This window comes from Streptomyces sp. NPDC088794 (genome assembly GCF_044750545.1).
GTDB lineage: Bacteria > Actinomycetota > Actinomycetes > Streptomycetales > Streptomycetaceae > Streptomyces.
Map to the genome: position 1 here is coordinate 477,883 of NZ_JBIVKB010000001.1, position 21,096 is coordinate 498,978.

The following is a 21,096-nucleotide window of genomic DNA, read 5'->3' on the forward strand; positions in this document are numbered from 1 at the left end:
GGTGTGGGTGGAACCCGCTGGTGCTGTCCGTCCGGATCAGAGTAACCAAATGAGCGGGCCCGCGCTCGATAGGGACTGAAAACAAGGTGTAACTATCCCAAGTCCACGTGCCGCCACCGCAGATGCTATGCACCGATTCGTCGTACGGCGACCGATTTTCGGTTCACCCGGACGGCCCACACCTGCGCAGGCGTCCGCGAAGAGTGGGCGGCGCAGTTCAGATCCCGTTGGCCGAATCGCAAGGCGCCCATGATCTCCTGTCGTGCGGCAACGGCTTGTCCTGCGGGAGGACCGACGCATGGAGCTGCGCAGTGTCGAAGAGCTGATGGATCTGCTGCACGCCTGCCGGGGCTCATGGGACGCCCCGGGCCTGCGCGGCGGTCGCGTCGATCTGCACCAACACGCGCTGCAGACCGCCGCCCTGCTGCGCCGGCGCCGCCCCGCCGACAAGGAGCTCCAGCTGGCGGGCCTCGTCCACGCCATCGGCCCGCTGCTGCGCCCCGGCGATCCGAGCGCTCACGCGGACTGCGCGGCCGACGCGGTACAGGCCCTGCTCGGCGAGCGGGTCGCCCGGCTGGTGCGCACCCACCATCGCGCCGAGGCCGGCACCGACGACGATCTGCTCAGCCTGCGCCAGGCCGACGAGGAGGGCCACAACCCCGCCTTCGACGCGGGCGTGCTGGAGGACTGGCGGACCGTGCTGGAGATCGTCGCCGCCCGCAACTCCCGTCTCGGGGCTGTCGACTGACGGATCGTCATGAGACGGTACGGCGATGACGTCGTCGTACGGACACAAGGCGCGCGAGCCGGAGGCCCGGGGTCTGGGGACCAGGGGTCTGGAGGGCAGGGCCGCCGTCGTCACCGGTGGCACACGCGGCATCGGGCGTGCCGTCGCCGGGCAGTTGGCCGCGGCCGGGGCGCTGGTGTGCGTGACGGCACGGGACGCGGACGGGGTGCGGGACACGGCCGCCGAACTGGGCGGCATCGGCGTGGCGGGCAGCGTCGCGGACCCGGCCCACCTGAGGGAGGTCACGGAGCTGGCCATGGCCGAGTTCGGCCGCCTCGACATCCTGGTCAACAACGCGGCGACGAACCAGCCGTACGGGCAGCTGATGGATGTGGACCCCGAAGCCTGGCGGGAGGCTTTTGCCGTCAACGTCGAGGCGCCGTTGCGGCTGGTCCAATGCGCCTGGCGGGCGTGGATGCGGGAGCACGGTGGCTCGGTCGTGAACATCTGTACAGAGGGTGTCGGTCATGTGGGACCCAAGGTCGGGGCCTACGGGACCAGCAAGACGGCCCTGCTGCGCCTGACCCAGCAGCTCGCGGGCGAGCTGGCCCCGACGGTGCGGGTCAACTCCGTCTCCCCCGGCCTGGTCCGCACCGAGATGGCGCGGTTCGTGTGGGAGCCGGGCGAGGCCGAGGTCGCCGCGGGCCTCCCGCTCGGGCGGATCGGCGAGCCGGCCGACGTGGCGCGGGCCGTCGTATGGCTGGCCTCCGACGCGGCGGAGTGGGTGACCGGGGCGGATCTGGTGGTGGACGGAGGGACCCGGGTCCGGGCGGCACGCCCGGGCGGGTACGCCGTCCACGACCGGCTGCGGTCGGCGAGGTGAGCCGGATGTGCCCGAGGTCAGTGCGGTTGCGCGGTGCCCTCCGACAGGGCTACAGGCCCAGGGGTGGACCTGCATGGGGTCGAACCACGAAGTACGCGTGACCGTCGCACCGGGCACACCGGCGCACCTCCACAACGGTAGGGCGCCGGCCTCGTGACCCGCGAGCGAATAAGCGGGCCCCTACCTCCTGGCATGCCCGCTGACGCCCAGCGTGCCCTCCACCGCTCAGCCGACCGCTACCACTTCCCGGGCGCGTAGTCCTTGAGGAAGACGCCGTACACGTCTTCGCCCTGCTCGCCGCGCACGACCGGGTCGTAGACGCGGGCCGCGCCGTCGATCAGGTCGAGCGGGGCGTGGAAGCCCTCCTCGGCCAGGCGCAGCTTGTCGTAGTGGGGGCGCTCGTCGGTGATCCAGCCGGTGTCGACCGAGGTCATCAGGATGCCGTCGCTCTGGAACATCTCCTGGCCGCTGGTCCGGGTCACCATGTTCATCGCGGCCTTGGCGGCGTTGGTGTTCGGGTGGCCCGCGCCCTTGTAGCCGCGCCCGAAGACGCCTTCCATCGCCGAGACGTTGACGATGTACGCGCGTCCGCTCGTCGCCTGCCGGGCGGCTCCGGCCATGACCGGGCGGAGCTTGCTGATCAGGATGAACGGCGCGGTGTAGTTGCAGAGTTGGGTCTCGAGGAGCTCCACCGGGGAGATCTGCTCGATGGTCTGGACCCAGGTGTTGGTGTCGACGACGTCGGGGACCAGGCCGCCCGCGTCGATGGCGGTGCCGTCGAGGTGCCGGGCGACGCTGGCGTTGCCCGCGACCAGGGCGAGGTCGGCGACCTGCTGGGCGTCGAGGTTGCTGATGCCGACGGGCAGGGCCGCGAGGCCGTCCACCGCACCGGAGTTGAAGGCGCCGATGACGTGGTGGGCGGGGAGTTCACCGGCGGGCAGCGGGGCGCCCTCGCCGTCGACCAGGGCGGCGTACGCGGAGGGCAGCCGGCGTACGGTCTGGGTCGCGTTGTTGATGAGGATGTCGAGCGGGCCCGCCTCGGCGACCTGGTCGGCGAGGGCGACGACCTGTGCGGGGTCGCGCAGGTCGACGCCGACGATCTCCAGGCGGTGCAGCCACTCCGCGGAGTCGTCCATGGCCTTGAAGCGGCGGATGGCGTCCTTGGGGAACCGCGTGGTGATCGTCGTGTGGGCGCCGTCGCGCAGCAGCCGCAGCGCGATGTACATGCCGATCTTGGCCCGGCCGCCGGTGAGCAGGGCGCGCTTGCCGGTGAGGTCGGCGCGGGCGTCGCGCTTGGTGCGGTTCAGGCGGGCGCAGTCGGGACAGAGCTGGTGGTAGAAGTAGTCGACTTCCACGTACCGGGTCTTGCAGGTGTAGCAGGAGCGGGGCCGCTGGAGGATGCCGGCGAGCTGTCCCTCGTCGGTGCCCGAGGAGGGCAGCAGGCCCTCGGTCTCGTCGTCGATGCGCTGGGCCGAGCCGGTCGCGGTGGCCTCGGTGACCGCCTTGTCGTGGGCGGTCTTGGCGGCCCGGCGATCCTGCCGGCGGCGCTGCTTGACCGTGCGGTAGACGCCGGCGGTGGCCCGGCGCACCGCGATCGCGTCCGGGTGGTCGACCTCCAGCTTGTCGAGTTCCTCCAGCACGCTCAGGCAGACGGCGAGCCGCTCCGGGTCGATACCGGGCCCGAACACGACCTCTTCCCCGGTCGTGGGGCCTTCCTCTGTCACCGTCATCGCGCTGCCGCTTCCCTGCTGTCCCGCGTGGCGCTCCGATCGCACCCACTGTCGAACGGCGAATTTTACGGAGCGCCGGCCCGGTCCACCAAACCCGGCGGGATCAGGAGCCGCAGGCAGTGATGAGTGTCTCCACCTCCGCGGTCAGCGCGGCGGCGAACCGATCAAGGTCCGGCACGGCCTCGGCGTCGGCGACGAGCCCGTAGTGCACGTGTCCGCGATACGTGGAAACGGCGACGGCCAGCGCCTGGCCGCGGGCCAGCGGGGCGAGCGGGTAGACCTCGGTGACCGGGTTGCCGCCGAGCTTCAGGCCGATGCTCGGCAGCGGCACGCTGGTGACCAGGATGTCGAACCAGAGCCGGGCGGCCTGGCTGACCAGCGGTCCGCCGAGCCGGTGCGCGAGCGGCGGCACGTGGTCGGCGAGGAGGGCGACGGCGCCCGCGCCGCGGTTGGGTCCCGCGTCCTTGTTGCGGTTCATGGCGCCGCGGACCGTGCCGAGGCGGCTGAGCGGATCGGGGTCGTCGACCGGGAGCCGTATCAGGTAGCCGGAGAGGCGGTTGCCCTGCGGCTGGGCGGTGCGCGGCCGGCGTTTGGAGACGGGGATCAGGGCGCGCGGTGCCACGCCCTCGCTGCCGTCGCCGCGTTCGTCGAGCCAGCGGCGCAGGGCGCCCGCGACGACCGCGATCAGTACGTCGTTGACGGTGCCGCCCTCGGACTTGCGGATGCGGTGCACGTCGTCGAGGTCGATGACGACTCCGGCGGTGCGGCGGGTCCCGGTGGGCTCGGCGGTGAGCGCGGCCGAGGACTGCGTGGCGAGGGTGGACACGGCCACGGAGGCGCCGATGTCAAGGGCCCGGCCGACGTCGGAGAGGGCGCCCCTGACCAGTCCGGGCAGCTTGCGCACGTCGGGCAGCAGACCGGGCTTGGGCTCCTCGCGGCGCGGCCGGGGCGTGGGCAGGTCCATCGGGTCCAGGACGGCGGCGGCGAGCGTCAGGGCGCGCAGCCCATCGGCGAGGGCGTGGTGGAACTTGAACAGCACGGCGAAGGACACCCCGTCCTCCCCCGGCAGCACATGCGCCTCCCAGGGCGGCCGGTCGCGCTCCAGCGGTCGCTCCATGAGCCGGCCCGCGACCTCGTGGAAGTCGGTGGTGGGGGCGTGCAGCCTGATGTGGTGGAGCGGGTCGAAGTCGGGATCCGCCTCACGGGCGGCGCTCCCGAAGCGCAGGGACAGCGGCTGCCACACGTCCCGGATGCGCATCCGCAGTCCGGGTACGCCGGCGGCGCGGGCGGCCAGCAGGTCGGCGGCGTGGGCGCCGGCGGTGGGCGAGTGGGCGGAGAAGACGCCGAGCGCGCCCAGGTGCATCGGGTTCCGGTCGGACTCGATGTTCCAGAACGCCAGGTCGAGTGGAGCGAGCAGGTCGGAAGTCAAAGGCTTGCCTCGCGTCGACTAGGGGTGAGCAAGCAGTCAAGCGCCGACCAGTGATTACGGTCAAGTACGATCAAGCTACGCTCAGTTAACGGCAGGTTACGTCTCGGTCCGGTCCCGCCCCTCCTGAGAGGGGCGGGACGCGTGAGACGCCTGTGATCACTTCAGTGCGGGTGGCGCCGCTTTCGGTGATGTTCCCCACTCAGACGGCTGCGGGCCGACCGTGAAGGCCAGCGAGCGCAGGGAGCGCAGATCGCCGGTCGTCAGGTAGGTCCGGTCGTAGGCCTTCCCGTCCGCCCGGGCCGACTGGACGTACCGGTCGGTGGCCGAGGTGCCGGACGCCGTGACGGTCAGGGCGCCGCGCGGGTAGTAGCGCCGGTCCAGGGTCAGGTCGACCCGCTCGAAGACCGGCGTGGACAGACCCCAGGTGTCGTAGCCGGGCTGCACCGGGAAGATCCCGATCGACGACAGCACGTTCCACGCGGACATCGTGCCGAGGTCGTCGTTGCCGGTCATGCCGGTCGGACCGTCCGTGAACAGGGTCAGCGCGGCATGGACGACATCGGTCGTCTTCCAGGGCTGCCCGGTGGACAGGTAGGTGTACGGGGCGATCAGGTCGGGCTCGTTCTGCGGGTTGTACTTGTCCGCGTTGTAGTAGTCGTACGGCCCGTTGACCCACACCTCGCGCGCGGTCTTCGCCGGGTCGGCCAGCAGCCGGTCGTAGGCGAAGAAGGAGTCGAGCCGGTCGTTGGCCGCCTGCTGTCCGCCGATGAGGTCGACCATGCCCGGCAGGTCCTGCGGCACCAGCCACTGGTACTGCCAGGACGTGCCCTCGTGGAAGCCCTCGCTCTTCGCCGGGTCGGCCGGCCCGACGAAGGCGCCGGAGGCGTCCCGGGCACGGAAGAAGCCGGTCGAGGGGTCGAAGACGTTCCGGTAGCTCTGCGCCCGGGCGGCATACCGCGCGGCGTCCGCGCCGTGGCCGAGGTCCCGCGCCATCTGCGCCAGCATCGCGTCCGACAGCGCGTACTCCAGGGTGGCCGAGGCCCCGTGGTCGTAGTCCGAGTCACCGGGCTTCACGTGCGGGCGGTCCTTGATGTACGGCGCGAAACCGCCCGCGATGTACTCCGCGTTGGCCTCCCGGCCCACCGCAGGCGAGTCGGCGGGCGGTACCCCGTCGGCGTTCTGCTTCAACGCCCGGTAGGTCCGCTCCTCGTACCCCTTGAGCAGGCCCTGTTGATAGGCGTTGGTCAGGAACGGCGTGACCGGGTCGCCGGTCATGATGTTCGTCTCGACCGTGCCGTAGCCCCACTTGGGCAGCCAGCCGCTCTCCTCGTCGATCCTGATCACCGAGATCGCCATGTCCCGTGCCTCACGGGGCGCGAGCAGGGAGAGGAGCTGGGACTGGGTGCGGTAGGTGTCCCACAGCGACCAGTTCTGGTAGTACGTGAAGCCCTTCGCGCGGTGGATCTTCTGATCCCACCCGGTGTACCGGCCGTCGGCGTCGCTGCCGATGTTGGGCGCGAGGAACGACCGGTACAGCGACGAGTAGAAGGTCCGCCGCAGACTCTCGGAACCACCCTTCGCCCGTACGTCGTCCAGCCGGTCCTCCCAGGCCCGTTGAGCTTGGTGACGAACCGCGTCGAACGAACTCCCGCCCTCCGCACGGAGGTTGAGCGCCGCCCCTTGCGCGTCGACGTAGGAAAGGGCCGTGGTCGCCTCGACCGTACGGTCCTTGCTCGTGTCGAAGCGGACGTAGGCGCCACCGCTGCCGCTCTTCGAACCGGCCGTCACCGTCGAGCCGTTCCAGGTGCCGTACGTGGTGAAGGGCCGGTCGAAGCGGGTGATCGTGTAGACGGTGTACGGCTTGGTGTCCTGGCAGAAGCCGCGGCCGGTGATGGCGGTGCGCACGGTCCGGTTGTCGAGGACCTCCACCTTCGAGGTGACCCCGCTGTGCAGCGACTGGGCCGCGTTCAGCAGGACGTTGGCCTTGTCGGTGGCCGGGAAGGTGTAGCGCTGCACGCCGGTGCGCGCGGTCGCCGTCAGCTCGGCCTCGATGCCGGTCTTCAGACCGACCTGGTAGTAGCCGGGGCTCGCCTGCTCGTCGTCGTGACTGAACTCGGCCGCGTACTGGGCGTAGTCCGTCTGCGTCACGTCACCGGTGGTCGGCAGCACGGGCAGATCGCCGCCCAGGCCGCAGCCGACGCCGGAGAGGTGGACCAGGGAGAAGCCGCGGATGTGGTTCTGGGAGTAGTCGTAGCCGGTGTTGTGGCCTGTGTCCGGCGAGAACTGCACCATGCCGAAGGGCACGGCCGCGCCGGGGTAGGTGTTGCCGTCGTTCTCGGTGCCGATGAACGGGTTGACCAGGTCGGTGAGTCGACTGTCGGGCGAGGTCTGGGCGGTGGCGGGGACGGCGCACAGCGCGGACGCTGCCACCGCCCCCGCCATGCCCAGACGCAGGCGCCGGGTCCATCTCATGCGGGAAGTCCTCCGGATGCGTGGGGGGTTCAGGGAGTCGGGCACCCTGCGGGAGTCGCTTGCGAAGCGTCACGGATCAGGGCCTGTTGGGCGGCCTTCACCCGCTGCGTGTCGGGTTTGAGCACCCTTCGGTCGTACGTCAGCAGGCCGTTCAGCTCGCCCTCGACGTCCGAGATCTGGGTGTAGACGGCGCCGTTGCTCCCCTTGCAGGCCAGGGCGTGCACCTCGGCGAGCTTGGTGAGGTAGTCGTCGGTGTAGGCCGCCGGGTCGACGTCGACGTACGACTGCTGGACCGACCAGGCGTGTCCCGGCACCGCGAGCCCGAGACCGCCGTACTCACCGCTCACGAGGGCCCGTCGACCGTCGGGATGGGGTGGCAGGGCGGGACTGGGATAGCCGTGTTCGTCGATGATGTCGCCGGTGCCGCCGTCGGTCCCGAGGTTGATGCCGGACATGCTGTTGACGAGCCGGGTCGGGTCCCAGGCCTTGGCCTGGTCGGCGATCCGGGCCTCGTCGTACTGGCCCCACCCCTCGTTGAACGTCACCCACATGACGACCGACGGACTGCTGATGTGCTCGTCGATCATCTGCTTCATCTCGCGCTCGTACTCGGCCCGGGCGGCGGTGGACGGGTTCACTCCTGCGGTCATCGCCGGCATGTCCTGCCACACCATGAGCCCCAGCCGGTCGGCCCAGTAGAACCACCGGTCGGGCTCGACCTTGATGTGCTTGCGCACGGAGTTGAAGCCCAACTCCTTGTGCACCTTGAGGTCGTAGGCGAGGGCCTCGTCGGTCGGCGCGGTGTACAGGCCGTCGGGCCAGAAGCCCTGGTCGAGCGTGGCCATCATGAAGATCGGCTTGCCGTTGAGGACCGTGCGCGGGACGCCGTTCACCTTCTCGACGGCGATCGAGCGCATCCCGAAGTAACTGCCGACGCGATCCTTGCCGACGGTCACCTTCAGGTCGTAGAGGAACGGGTCGTCGGGCGACCAGAGATGAGGGTTCTTGATGGTCAGGGTCAGCGGTCCGCCGGTGCGGCCACTGGCCGTGGCGACCTTGCGCTTCCCGTCGTACGCCGTCGCCGTGATCGGTACGCCGTCCCGCACGCCCTGCGCCTCGACGGCGAGTTGGCTCTTGCCTACGTCAGGCGTGAGCTTGAGGGAGTCGACATGGTCGGTGGCGACCGGCTCCATCCACACCGTCTGCCAGATGCCCGAGGTGGGCGTGTACCAGATGCCGCTCGGATCCAGGCGCTGCTTGCCGACCGGCGGGTTCTCACCGTCGGCCGCGTCGGTGGGGTCGTACACGCCGACGATCAGTTCCTGGGTGCGGCCGGGCTTCAGCGCGTCGGTGACGTCGGCGCTGAACTTGTCGTAGCCGCCCTGGTGTTCGGTGACCTTGACGCCGTTGACGTACACCTCGCTGCGCCAGTCGACGGCACCGAAGTTGAGCCGCAGCCGCTTGCCCGAGCCGATCTTCCAGTCGGCCGGGACGGTGAAGGTGCGGCGGTACCACATGCGGTCCTCGTGCCGTTCGAGTCCGGAGAGCTGGGACTCGACGGGGTAGGGGACGAGGATGCGCTCGGCGAGATTCCGGCCGACCGGCGGCTGTTCACCGGCTGTGGCGGCGGCGAACTGCCAACGCCCGTTGAGATTGCGCCAGTCGGCGCGGGTCAGCTGCGGACGCGGGTACTCGGGGAGGGCGTTATCGGGGCCCACCTGGTCGGCCCACTTGGTGCGCAGCTCGTACGTGGACCGGTTGGGGCCGCTGCTCCAGAACCCATTGGTAACGTTGCCATCGGCTCGGTTCAGGCCGCCGTTTCCGTCGTAGCGGACGTCGGCGATGCCGGGCGCGGTGCCGGTCTTGTTGCCGACGACGGGTTCGTCGAGCGCGACGAGCAGGGACTTGGGGTCGGCCGGGTCCAACGTGGCCGTGCCCAGAGGCCACTTGGCGCCGCCGATGACCGCTTCGATGTGGTCGGTGAGACCGGCCGGGGGTGCGGCGAGGGGCTGGGCGAAGTCGAGCTTCAGGGTGCGGCCGGTGCCGGTGACGGTCGTCGCGATGGCGCCGTCGTAGTCGAATCCGTCGGGCAGGCGGAACGCCGACTGCGGGATCGCCTCCTTGCCGCCGCCGGGCTGGGTCCAGCGCAGGTGGAGGTTGGAGCCGCCGTAGTGCTCGAAGTACTCGACCTTGATGTCGTAGGACTGCCCTGCGGTCAACTCGACCGGGGCGGCGGTCTGTTCGCGGTCCCAGTCGTCGACCCAGTGGTCGATGAGGAGCTGTCCGCCGACCCACAGGCGGAAGCCGTTGTCGCCGATGATCGAGAAGGTGTGGGCGCCGGTCTTCTCCGGGACGATCTTTCCGGTCCAGCGGACGCTGACGTCGTCCGAGCGGCCGGTGGTGAAGGCGAGGCGGGGTTCGAGGTTGGCGAAGTCCAGGTTCGGGTCGAAGCCGGTGGCTTTGAGCTGGTCGAAGTCGAAGGCGCCGGGGGCTGATTGGGTGTAGTACTCACCCTTCAGTCCGTGGACTTCGGGCGTCTCGTCGGCTGCGGTGGCCGCCGGGACGGCGACCAGTCCGGCGAGGCCGAGAGCCACGGCGAGGAGTAACGCGAGTCGGTTTCTGAGCCGGGTGATGCGCATGCAACCTCCATGACAACGTTGGCATGGCAAACAGTTGGCATGACAACACGGATTCCGTTGCCCGTCCAGGGACATGACAACAGGGGCCGGTCGGGTCGGTTCAGAGACGGGCTCGGTGATCGTGCAGACGTTGGCGCAGTCGTCGGACCTCTGGGACGTGGTCTCCGGGTACGGCTTCCAACTCGTCCAGCCAGACCATGAGGTCGTCGGCCCCCTCCTGATCGACGATCACCTCCAGGTTCCGGCGGGTCGGTGACTCGATGTCGCCGCCGCGGTCCACCAGGAGCGGGCGCAGGAGGGCGGCGAAGCAGGTGATCTCCTCGTCGTCGTCCTGGTCCGCGAGGTCGAGGACCCTACGCCAGTCCTCGCGGTGGGCGTCCAGTCCGTGTTCACGGCTGTCGAGCGCCACCAGTTGCAGGCGGACCTGAATGTCCACGTCGTCCTTGGCCAGGAGGTGCCGCAGGTCGGCACGCGCCTGGTCCGGGCGACCGGCCGTCTGGTGGGTGAGGGCTCGCTGCTGTCGGGCGAAGTCGTAGGAGGGGTCGATCTCCAGGGCGCGGGTGAAGTCGGCGACGGCGTCGTCCTGTCGGCCGGCCAGCCGATGCGTTTCACCGCGGTACGCGAGAGCCATGTCGAGGGCGGGATCGAGTTCGACGGCCCGGTTCAGATCGGTGATTGCCTCTTCGTACCGTCCGGCTCGCCGATGGGAGTGTCCGCGTTCGGCGAAGTCCCACGGGTCCAGGGGGTTGAGCTCGATGGCGCGGGTGAAGTCGGCGACGGACTCGTCGAGGCGTCCGGCCAGTTGATGGACATAGCCACGCTCGCCGACGGCCCAGTCACTCTCCGGGTCGAGTTCCAACGCCCGGTCCAGATCGGCCAGCGCCTCGTCCAGACGCCTCGCCTCCCTGTGCAGCACACCACGCTGTGTGAAGGCCCACCCGAACTCCGGGTCGAGCTCCAACGCCCGGTTCAATTCGGCCAGCGCCTCCTCCGGCCGACCCGTCTCCGAGTAGCCCACAGCACGCTCTGCGATAGCCCATGCGTCCTCCGGGTCCAGCTCCACAGCCCGGTCCAGATCGGCCAGCGCCTCCTCCCGCCGACCCGCCTGCCGGTGCTGCGCACCGCGCTGGGCGAAAGCCCACCCGTCTTCCGGATCCAGTTCCACCACCCGGTCCAGATCGGCCAGCGCCTCCTGCGGATGCTCCGCCTCGATGTGCACCAGAGCACGCTCGCTGAGGGTCCACGCGTCGTCCGCGTTCAGGCCCACCGCGCGGTCGAGGTCGGCCAGCGCGTCCTCCAGCCGACCCGCCTCCCGATGCACCGCACCCCGATGGGCGACGGCCCAGGCGTTGTTCAGGTCCAGCGCCACAGCGAGGTCCAGATCGGCGAGCGCCTCCTCCGGACGACCCGCCTTCAGGTGCACCTGAGCACGCTCCCCAAGGGCCCAGGTGTAGTCCGGATCGATCTCCAGCGCCCGGTTCAGATCGGCCAGTGCTTCCTCCGGACGACCCGCCGCCGCATGCACCGCACCACGCTCGGCGATGATCGATTCGTCCTCCGGGCTCAGCTCCAACGCCCGGTTCACGTCGGCCAGCGCCTCTTCCAGGAGGCCCGCCTGTCGGTGCACCTCACCGCGCCGGTTGAGGGCCCACAAGTGGCGCGGGTCCAGCTCCAGCGCCCGGTTCAGATCGGCCAGCGCCGCCTCCGTGCGCCCCTCGTCACCGTGCAGTGCGCCACGTGCGGCGAGCGCCCAGTCGTCCTTGGGATCCAGCTCCAGGGCCCGGTCCAGATCCGCCAGCGCCCGAGCCGTACGCCCCGCCTGTCGGTGGATCGCACCCCGTCGGCCGAGGGCCCACCCGAACCCCGGATCCAACTCCACCGCCCGGCTCAGATCCGCGACCGCCTCGTCGAGACGTCCCGTCTGCTCATGGACCATCGCGCGTACGGCCAGCGCCACTTCGTACCCCGGATCCAGCTCCAGGGCCCGGTCCAGGTCGGCGAGCGCGGGCCCGGGGTGACCCTCGATGAGATGCGCCAGGCCTCGCCGGCACAGGACCCAGTCGATGTCGGAGTCGAGTGCGAGGGCACGGTCGAAGGCGAGGATCGCGTCGTCGGGGCAGCCCCGCCACAACTCGACGACTCCGCTCATGGCGTGCGACCGCACGAGCCCGGGATCCAGCTCGAGCGCATCGGTCAGTTCGTGCAGCGAGTACGGGTCGAAATCGAGCCAGTGCCAGACGACGCCCCGTTCCTCAAGGGCCGCGGCATTGGTCGGATCGATGTCGATCGCACGGCCGAGTTCGGCGCTCGCGTCATCCAGACGGTCCGCGTGGTGCAGGTACCGGCCCCGGTACAGGTGGGCGCTCGCGCGGGCCGCCGGGCTGAGACCGGGAGCCGTCAGCAGGGCGGTCAGGCCGTCGTGGACGCCTTGCCCACCGGCCGCCGCCGAGGTCAGGCGACGGCCCCAGTCGGTGACGGCGGGCGCGTCGCTGTCGATGCCGGCCCTGGTGAGCAGGTCGGCCCAGCGGCGCAGGGTGGGCAGATCCTGGCCGGCCGCGTGGATCGTCTCTTCGAGGGCGGCGGTCAGCTGCTGGGCCGGGTGGGCACACAGGCGGTGGTAGGTCTCGTCGAGACGGAGGCCGCGCCAAGTGCCGTCCGCCCAGCGCTTGTCGGCCGCCAGGCTCGCCTCGCGGGCCGCGCGCAAGTCGGCGAAGACGTCCGCGAGCCGGGTGTGGTCGTCGCTCCAGTTCTGCGGTGAACTCGCCCGCCGGCGACGGAGCATGCTCGTGCGTACGACGTCGTGGTACTGGACAGACCCGTCCCGGTCGGTGACGAACGGCTGGGCGCGCAGCCACGCGAACAGGTCGGGCTCGGCCTCCGGGAAGGCCGCACGGAGGATCTCCTCGTCGAACAGGAGCGGCAGCGAGCAGCCCAGGACGGCGTCCCGCCGCCTGGTGTCGTCGATCCGGTCGAGGTAACTGTCGACGGCGATGTCGACCGGCTCCCTGGCCGATTCGTCCGCGGCAACGGGTGCGGCGCGGGGGCCCGCGAGCATGTCCAGGAGGAGGGGCAGCCCAAGGGCGGTGTCCAGGACGGACGTGATCGCCGCCTCGTCGGTCACTCCGCGGGCCGCGAGCAGGTCTCTGGCCTCGCGGTCGGTAAAGGGTTTCAGCGGTACCTCGGTCACGTGGGCGCGGAGTCGGGTCCAGTCGCTCTCGTCCAGCGGGTCCCGGCCGGCCAGCACGACGATGATGTTGCCGGGCAACGGGCCGAACCTGTCCAGCAGGAGTGCGCGCACCCACGCGTCCAGGAATTCGCCGGACCGCTCCCAGGTGTCGAAGAACAGCACCAGGAACGGCTGTTGACGGGAGAGACGGACCAGCTCGGTCACGAAGGCAGTGCTGAGCCGGGCGACCGTACCGGCGTCGTGTTCGTCGGTCCCACGTGCACGCGGACGCTGGTCACGCTCCGCGACACGCGCCCAGTCGACGGGCCGGCCGATCATGGCGGGGCTCGCCCTCCAGGGGACGACTGCGACGCCCGGAGTCGGTACGGACGCGCCCTTCGGGGACTGAGTCGGGTCCTGATCGCTTGCAGCGCGAGGTTGCCCCTCGGGGGCCACAGCCGGCCCGTCGGACCCGCGCTGTCTCTCGTCGAGCTCCGGCCCCGCACCGACGCCCTCCAACCGGCCCGCCGGGAAGCCGAGTTCGGTGCCGACGGCCGCCATCGCCTCCGCGACACCGCACAGCGCCGACGCGTCGACCACCGCGGTCGGTGCGCCGTGCGCACGTGCAGTGGCTTGCCAGTGCAGCAGCAGCGTCGACTTGCCCACGCCCGCGACGCCGTGCACATGGATGAGCCGTCGGGAGCCGTCCGGGCCGGGGTCGCGCGCGATGCCGGCCGCGAACAGGGCGCGCTCCGCAGCCCGGCCGACGAACACCTCTTGTTCCCGGTCCCTGGTCAACTCTCCGCTCGACGACCGCTGTTCGTCCCCCTGCGACCGTCGTGCGTTCCCCCGTACCATCCCGTTCCCCTCCCCCGGCGAGGAGGCTACGTGACCAACTGCCCCTTCCCCAAGGCAATTACTCCGCCCTTGGAGACGGTGTACAGCTCGCCGTCCCGCTCCGGGTTGACGCCGATGGTCGCGCCCGGCGGTACCTCGACGTTCTTGTCGAGGACCGCGCCGCGCACCACCGCGCCTCGGCCGATGTGGACGTTGTCGTGCAGGATCGAGCCCTGGACCACCGCGCCGGGGTCGACCACGACGCCGGGTGACAGGACGGACCGCGTGACCTGGCCGCGGATCAGGCAGCCCGCGCTGATGATGGACTCCCCCGCGATGCCCCCGGCGTTGAAGCGGGCCGGGGAGAGCTGGTTGGAGTGGGTGTAGATGGGCCAGCTGCGGTTGTAGAGGTTGAAGGCGGGGCGCTCGGCGATGAGGTCCATGTGGGCGTCGTAGTACGCGTCGAGGGTGCCCACGTCCCGCCAGTAGCCCTGGTCGCGGGTGGTCTCGCCCGGCACGTGGTTCGCGCTGAAGTCGTAGAGCTGGGCCTCGCCGCGGTCGGTGAGCTGGGGCAGGATCGAGCCGCCCATGTCGTGCACGGAGTGCCCGTCCTCGGCGTCCCGCTGGAGCGCCTCGATCAGGACCTTGGTCGTGAAGACGTAGTTGCCCATCGAGGCGAAGACACACTCGGGGTCGTCCGCCAGGCCGGGCGGGTCGGTGGGCTTCTCCAGGAAGCGCTCGACGGTCAGGCCGTCCGAGCCGGGGCTGATGACACCGAAGGACGAGGACTCGGTGCGCGGGACGCGGATCCCGGCCACCGTGACGCCCGCGCCGCTCTCGATGTGCTGGGCGAGCATGTGCCGCGGGTCCATGCGGTACACGTGGTCGGCGCCGAACACGGCGACGTACTCGGGCCGCTCGTCGTAGATCAGGTTCAGCGACTGCAGGATCGCGTCGGCGCTGCCCAGGTACCAGCGCGGGCCGAGCCGCTGCTGGGCCGGGACCGGGGTGACGTAGTTGCCCAGCAGGCTGGACATCCGCCAGGTCTGGGTGATGTGCCGGTCCAGCGAGTGCGACTTGTACTGCGTCAGCACGCAGATGCGCAGGATGTCCGCGTTGACGAGATTGGAGAGAACGAAATCGACGAGACGGTACGTACCGCCGAAGGTGACCGCGGGTTTCGCGCGGTCCGCGGTCAAGGGCATCAGTCGCTTGCCCTCTCCGCCCGCAAGCACGATTCCGAGCACCGAAGGACCACCCCGACGCATGGCCGCTCCCCTCACCGTGGTTGACCCATGCCTGCCCTTGAGCTGGGCGGAGTAAGCCTGTTCGAAGCCAGCTCCGTACTACTACCCCTGTTTGAGGATCTCCTCGTAAAGCCGGACCGTACGGCGGGCGACCGCGTCCCAGCCGAACTCGCCCACCGCGCGCTCCCGGCCCGCCTCGCCCATCCGCCGGGCGGCCTCAGGGTCGCCGAGGACCGAGTCCAGCGCTCGCGCGAGGTTGGGCTCGAAGTCCTCGTCCACGGTGACCAGCAGTCCGGTCCTGCCGTCGTCCACGACCTCGGGGATGCCGCCGACCCGGGAGGCCACCACGGGCGTGCCGCAGGCCATCGCCTCCAGGTTGACGATCCCGAGCGGCTCGTACACCGAGGGGCACACGAACACGGCGGCGTGCGTGAGGAGCTGGATCACCTCGGGGCGCGGCAGCATCTGCGGGACCCAGTGCACGCCCTCGCGGACGCTGCTCAGCTCCTGGTAGAGCTCGCGGAACTCGCGGTCGATCTCCGGGGTGTCGGGCGCGCCCGCGCACAGGACGACCTGTGCGGCCGGGTCGATGTCCCGTACGGCCCGCAGCAGGTGCGGGACGCCCTTCTGGCGGGTGATGCGGCCGACGAACAGGACGAACGGGCGGTCCCGGTCCAGGCCGATGCGGTCCAGGACGTCGGTGCCGTGGTCGGGCCGGTAGAGCGCGGTGTCGATGCCGTTGTGCACGATGTGGACCTTGGCCGGATCCAGCGCCGGGTAGCAGGTGAGGATGTCCTCGCGCATGGCCCCGGATACGGCGATCACGGCGTCGGCCGTCTCGATCGCGGTGCCCTCGGCCCAGCTGGACAGGGCGTAGCCGCCGCCGAGCTGCTCGGCCTTCCAGGGGCGCAGCGGCTCCAGGGAGTGGGCGGTCATCACGTGCGGTATGCCGTACAGCAGCTTGCCGAAGTGTCCCGCGAGGTTGGCGTACCAGGTGTGGGAGTGCGCGAGCTCGCGGCCTTCGAGCCCCGCGGCCATGGCGAGGTCGACGGAGAAGGTGCGCAGGGCGTCGTTGGCGGTGTCCAGGGCGGCCCAGGAGCGGTGGCGTACGACGCCCACGCCGCGGCCCTCGCCCCAGCAGTGCACCTCCAGGTCGACCAGGGAGCTCAACTCCCGGGCGAGGAACTCGACATGGACACCCGCGCCGCCGTACACGTCCGGCGGGTACTCCCGGGTCAGCAGTCCCACTCGCACCCACAACCCCCTGGTCTCCGCAGCCGGTTCCCACATGGTCACCCAGATGTGCCGCGCGCGGAAGAGCAACTCGGGGGCCCGCGGGAATCGGCGCCCCTTCGAACACGAAAAGTTATGGAATTTTCTTAAACATCCGATAACAAGTTTTTGTCAGCATATGCGAAACTTGGAGGTAAGGGCCCGGTGTCTGTCCGGCCGTGCGTAGTAGCGAGCGGACCTCGGGTGCGGTGCGGGCGGCGGTCTCGGGGGCGAGGTCCACGAAGGCCAGTAGTACCAAGGCCTCTAGGGGGTGCGGCCCCGAGGAGTCCACCCCGTGTCACCCACCCTGGGGAGGACAACGCCCGATTCGTACTCCATCGGCAGTAGGACCCAATGCCTGCTCAGGGACGACGACGGGAACAGTTCGACAGGGCATCGTGTTCGGTATGAAGGACGACCGTTCGCCGCGCCGGGCCCAGCGCCCCCGCCTCACGCAGAGGAGCAGCTTATGAATGCCCTCGCGTTGTCCGTGCTGCTGTCGCTCGTGTCCGCCGTGGCCTACGCCGGCGGCGCGATCGTGCAGGAGCACGTCGCGGTGTCCTCCCCGGACGAGCAGTACGCGCCGCTGCGCCGCCCGACCTGGTGGGCTGCGGTCGCGTTGAACGGCCTGGGCGGCATCCTGCACGTGGCGGCGCTGGCCTACGGCCCGCTCAGCCTGGTGCAGCCGCTCGGCGCCCTCACCATCGTGTTCGCGCTGCCCATGGCGGCGCTCTTCGTGGGCCGCAAGGCCGGTGCGACCGCCTGGCGGGGCGCGATCATGGCGACCGTGGGCCTGGCCGGTCTGCTCTCCCTGGTCGGCGCGTCCGACTCGCAGTCCCTCGACACCGCCCAGCGTGTGGGCGTGGCCGTGGTCACCGGCGGTGTGGTCGTGGCCCTGATGATCGCGGGCCGCGCCGCCCACCGGCACCCGGCGGTGCGCAGCATGCTGCTCGCGACCGGGTCCGGCATAGCGTTCGGCATGTCCTCGGTGTTCACCAAGACGGTGGCGGTCGACTGGAGCGGCGGTGTGACCGCCTCGGACCTGCCCTCCCTGGCCGTGATCGGTGTCTTCGCCACGGCCGGCATGCTGCTGTCCCAGGCCTCCTACCGCGGCGCGGGCCTCGCGGCCCCGCTGGCCACGCTGACCGTGGTGAACCCGGTGATAGCGGCCGCGGTGGGCATCACGATGTTCGGCGAGACCTTCCGCTACGGCACCACGGGCACGGCGCTCGCGCTGAGCTGCGGTGTGGTGGCGGCCGGCGGTCTGATCCTGCTGACGACCGAGCGTCTCTCCCGCACCACCCCGGAGACGGCCCCGGTCCTGCCCGAGCCCGCCGCCGCGGCATCCGCCGAGGAACACCTGGCGGCGCTGCCCGAGCAGCCGGTGGCCGCGCGCCACGAGAACGTGCGGGAGCGCGAGGAACTCCGCGAGGAGATCCTCGTACCGGCACAGGCTCAGGGAGCGGCCGCGGACCCGTCCTTCGACGGGGACGCCGACCCGTCGTCCCCCGCCGCGGACACGAGCAGGGACGAGGACGACGAAGCGCCGGCGCCCTACGGTTTCCACGGTCCCTTCTTCGGCGGCACCTACCTGCCGTTGCCACTCGTGGACCGGCACCGGGTACGCGTCAAATCCTGACGCCACCGGCCCTGAGATAGGCGAGAGGGTCGATGTCCGTACCGAATCCGGGCCCCGTCCGCACTTCGAAGTGCAGATGCGGGCCCGTGGTGTTTCCGGTGGACCCCGAGCGCCCGAGCCGCTGCCCCTCGCCCACCGACTGCCCGGCCCGCACGGAGATGGCCGACAGATGGGCGTACTGGGTGTAGCGGCCGTCGGCGTGCCGGAGCACCACCTGGTAGCCGAAGGAGCCGCCCCAGCCGGCGGTGACGACCTTGCCCGCCCCGACGGCCTTCACCGGGGTGCCGGTGGGGACGGGGAAGTCGACGCCGGTGTGGTAGCCCTTCGACCAGGAGGAGCCGGTCGCGTGGTACTGGGTGCCGGTGGCCGCGTTCACCGGGGCGACGAGGGAGTGCCGGGTGCCGGCCTTCTCCTCGGTCTTCTTCTCGACCTTCTCCTCGGTCTCGGTGGACGTCTTCTTCTTCGTCTCCGTGGCCGTGCTCGCCGTGGTGTGCGTCTTCGGCGTCGCCTTCGCCCGCAGGTCGAGCCGCTGGCCCGGCATGATCAGGTCGGGGTCGGAGCCGACGGTCCTCCGGTTCGCGGCGTACAGCCGCTGCCAGCCGCCCGGGACGTGCTCGGTCTCGGCGATCTCGGAGAGGGAGTCGCCGCGGACCACCGTGTACATCTCCGCCGTGCCCGCCCTGGACTGGGGCGTGGTCTGCGGCTGCACGTCCTGCACGGAGGTCTTGCCGGTCTTCTTCGTCGTCTTCTCGGCGCTCTGCCCGCCGCCGCCCGCCGGGTGGATGTCCGGGGTGTCGCCGCCGCGGGTCAGCCCGGCCCGTACCGAGCACACCGGCCAGGCGCCGGGCCCCTGTCCGTCCAGGACCTTCTCGGCGACGGCTATCTGCTGGTCCTTGGTGGCCAGGTCGGCGCGCGGCGCGTACTTGGTGCCGCCGTACGCCGCCCAGGTCGACCGGGTGAACTGGAGCCCGCCGTAATAGCCGTTGCCGGTGTTGATGCTCCAGTTCCCACTCGACTCGCAGGCGGCCACCTTGTTCCAGGTGGACACGTCGGCGGCGTGCGCCGTGCCGGCGCCGATGAGCGGAATCGCCATGCCGACGCTGCCCGCCGTGACGGTGAGCGAGGCGCGGTTGATCGTGTTGGGCTGATACCGGCGGTGCCGGCCGCGTACGGCCATGTCCCAAGCCCCCATCGACAGGCGTCAGGCAGGAAGGCCAAAACTAAGCGCCCCGAACAGGCCATGACAAGACGGGAAATCAGCCTCCCTGTCTCACAAGTGACCAGGAATAAACCCCCGTTGTGTTTCGGCTGAGGCAGGTGGGGTTGGCTGTACGTATCTGCGGACGGCATGTCACGCACTCCGGACGTGCGCCCCACGTACCGGCACGTCAGGATGGTCGGTGGGGCGATACTGACGGGCACGACCGGCACCACCGAAATCGGATCCTCTAGGAGCCAACCGAATGAGCACTTCAGCCCAGATCGGCGTCACGGGTCTCGCGGTCATGGGCCGCAATCTCGCCCGTAACTTCGCCCGCAACGGCTATACGGTCGCGCTGCACAACCGGACGGCGGCGCGCACGCACGCCCTGGTCGAGGAGTTCGGGAACGAGGGCGACTTCATCGCGGCCGACACCGCCAAGGAGTTCGTCGCCGCGCTGGAGCGGCCCCGGCGGCTGGTCATCATGGTCAAGGCCGGCGAGCCCACCGATGCGGTGATCCAGGAGTTCGCCCCGCTCCTCGAGCCCGGCGACATGATCATCGACGGCGGCAACGCGCACTTCGCCGACACCCGCCGCCGCGAGCGCGACCTGCGCGAGCAGGGCATCCACTTCGTCGGCATGGGCGTCTCCGGCGGCGAGGAGGGCGCGCTGCACGGCCCGAGCATCATGCCGGGCGGCCCGAAGGAGTCGTACGACTCGCTCGGCCCGATGCTGGAGAAGATCTCCGCGAAGGCCGCGGACGAGGCCCCCTGTGTCACGCACGTGGGCCCCGACGGCGCCGGGCACTTCGTGAAGATGGTCCACAACGGCATCGAGTACGCCGACATGCAGCTGATCGGCGAGGCGTACCAGCTGCTGCGCGATGTCGCCGGGTACTCCCCCGCGCAGATCGCCGAGATCTTCCGCACCTGGAACACCGGCCGGCTCGACTCGTACCTGATCGAGATCACCGCCGAGGTGCTGTCCCACGTGGACGCGGACACGGGCAAGCCGTTCGTGGACGTGGTCGTCGACCAGGCCGAGCAGAAGGGCACCGGCCGCTGGACGGTGCAGATCGCCCTCGACCTCGGCGTCCCGGTCTCCGGCATCGCGGAGGCGGTCTTCGCCCGCTCACTCTCCGGTCACGCGGCGCTGCGCGAGGCCTCGCGCGGTCTCGCCGGACCGACGGCGTCGCCGCTGGGCGAGGCCGAGGCGGCGGCCTTCGCCGACCAGGTCGAGCAGGCGCTGTACGCGTCGAAGATCGTGTCGTACACGCAGGGCTTCCACGAGATCTCGGCGGGCAGCGACGAGTACGACTGGAACATCGACCTCGGCGCGGTCTCCTCGATCTGGCGCGGCGGCTGCATCATCCGCGCGGCCTTCCTGGACCGCATCCGCGAGGCCTACGACACCCGTCCCGACCTGCCGAGCCTGCTCTCCGACGAGACGTTCGCCCGGGAGATCGCGGCGGCCCAGGACGACTGGCGCGAGGTGCTGATCGCCGCGACCCGCCAGGGCGTGGCCACCCCGGGCTTCGCCGCGGCCCTCGCCTACTACGACGGCCTGCGCGCGGAGCGCCTGCCCGCCGCGCTGACGCAGGGCCAGCGCGACTTCTTCGGCGCGCACACCTACCGGCGCACGGACAAGGACGGCTCGTTCCACACGCTGTGGGGCGGGGACCGCTCGGAGGTCACCGCGTAGCGCTCGCGCGCGGCGGCAAGCGGGAAAAGACAAGGAGACGGTGGTGGGGCGCCCCCCCCCCGCCGGCCACCCCCCACAATTTGTGGGGGGGGGGGCACGGGGGAGGGGGGGCCGGCGCCCGGGGGGGGCGCGGGGGGGGGGGCGGGCGCGCG

General features: G+C 70.7%; 12 protein-coding genes. 4 read left to right on the forward strand and 8 right to left on the reverse strand.

Translation table 11 applies throughout. The features are described 5' to 3' along the window. The first annotated feature begins 298 nt into the window (after positions 1–298). Together ACIP6U_RS02230 and ACIP6U_RS02235 are read left to right on the forward strand one after the other, a co-directional pair. Positions 299–748: a hypothetical protein gene (locus ACIP6U_RS02230; RefSeq protein ID WP_401711625.1), complete on the forward strand. Its 450-nt coding sequence runs from the start codon at positions 299–301 to the stop codon at positions 746–748. 25 nt (positions 749–773) lie between these two features. Beyond that, positions 774–1,610, forward strand: coding sequence for an SDR family oxidoreductase (locus tag ACIP6U_RS02235; RefSeq protein WP_401711628.1), 837 nt, complete (start codon positions 774–776; stop codon positions 1,608–1,610). Between the two features lie 236 nt (positions 1,611–1,846). Here ACIP6U_RS02235 and ACIP6U_RS02240 read toward each other — a convergent pair whose 3' ends face one another. From ACIP6U_RS02240 to glgA, 7 genes are all read right to left on the reverse strand, one after another. Beyond that, positions 1,847–3,340 carry an SDR family NAD(P)-dependent oxidoreductase gene (locus ACIP6U_RS02240; RefSeq protein ID WP_401711630.1) on the reverse strand — a complete coding sequence of 498 codons (1,494 nt, stop codon included), beginning with the start codon at positions 3,338–3,340 and terminating at the stop codon, positions 1,847–1,849. Positions 3,341–3,443: 103 nt separating this feature from the next. After that, positions 3,444–4,769 (reverse strand): wax ester/triacylglycerol synthase family O-acyltransferase, encoded by a 1,326-nt coding sequence (locus ACIP6U_RS02245; protein WP_401711633.1) that lies wholly within the window; start codon positions 4,767–4,769, stop codon positions 3,444–3,446. A 156-nt stretch (positions 4,770–4,925) separates the two neighbouring features. Then, entirely contained in the window at positions 4,926–7,241 is a 2,316-nt protein-coding gene (locus ACIP6U_RS02250; protein ID WP_401711636.1) for a GH92 family glycosyl hydrolase, read from the reverse strand. Between the two features lie 29 nt (positions 7,242–7,270). Further along, entirely contained in the window at positions 7,271–9,880 is a 2,610-nt protein-coding gene (locus tag ACIP6U_RS02255) for a PA14 domain-containing protein (RefSeq protein WP_401711638.1), read from the reverse strand. A gap of 100 nt (positions 9,881–9,980) precedes the next feature. Beyond that, on the reverse strand, positions 9,981–13,844 hold the full coding sequence (locus ACIP6U_RS02260) for a tetratricopeptide repeat protein (RefSeq protein ID WP_401711641.1): 3,864 nt from the start codon (positions 13,842–13,844) through the stop codon (positions 9,981–9,983). A gap of 86 nt (positions 13,845–13,930) precedes the next feature. After that, positions 13,931–15,151 (reverse strand): glucose-1-phosphate adenylyltransferase, encoded by a 1,221-nt coding sequence (gene glgC / locus ACIP6U_RS02265; protein ID WP_401711644.1) that lies wholly within the window; start codon positions 15,149–15,151, stop codon positions 13,931–13,933. Positions 15,152–15,232: 81 nt separating this feature from the next. After that, entirely contained in the window at positions 15,233–16,384 is a 1,152-nt protein-coding gene (gene glgA / locus ACIP6U_RS02270; protein ID WP_401711646.1) for a glycogen synthase, read from the reverse strand. A gap of 487 nt (positions 16,385–16,871) precedes the next feature. On the opposite strand from glgA, the gene ACIP6U_RS02275 reads away from it, so the two are divergent. Further along, the gene (locus ACIP6U_RS02275; protein WP_401711649.1) at positions 16,872–18,041 is read left to right on the forward strand and encodes a DMT family transporter; all 1,170 of its coding nucleotides are present in this window, start codon (positions 16,872–16,874) and stop codon (positions 18,039–18,041) included. On the opposite strand, the gene ACIP6U_RS02280 is transcribed toward ACIP6U_RS02275, so the two are convergent. Continuing rightward, a complete protein-coding gene (locus tag ACIP6U_RS02280; protein ID WP_401711651.1) occupies positions 18,031–19,218 on the reverse strand; it encodes a transglycosylase family protein in 1,188 nt (395 codons plus the stop codon). The two genes, ACIP6U_RS02275 and ACIP6U_RS02280, sit on opposite strands and share 11 nt — an antisense overlap. A 286-nt stretch (positions 19,219–19,504) precedes the next feature. Between ACIP6U_RS02280 and gndA the strand changes: the two genes are divergently transcribed. Continuing rightward, a complete protein-coding gene (gndA, locus tag ACIP6U_RS02285) occupies positions 19,505–20,944 on the forward strand; it encodes an NADP-dependent phosphogluconate dehydrogenase (RefSeq protein ID WP_401711654.1) in 1,440 nt (479 codons plus the stop codon). Positions 20,945–21,096: the final 152 nt, after the last annotated feature.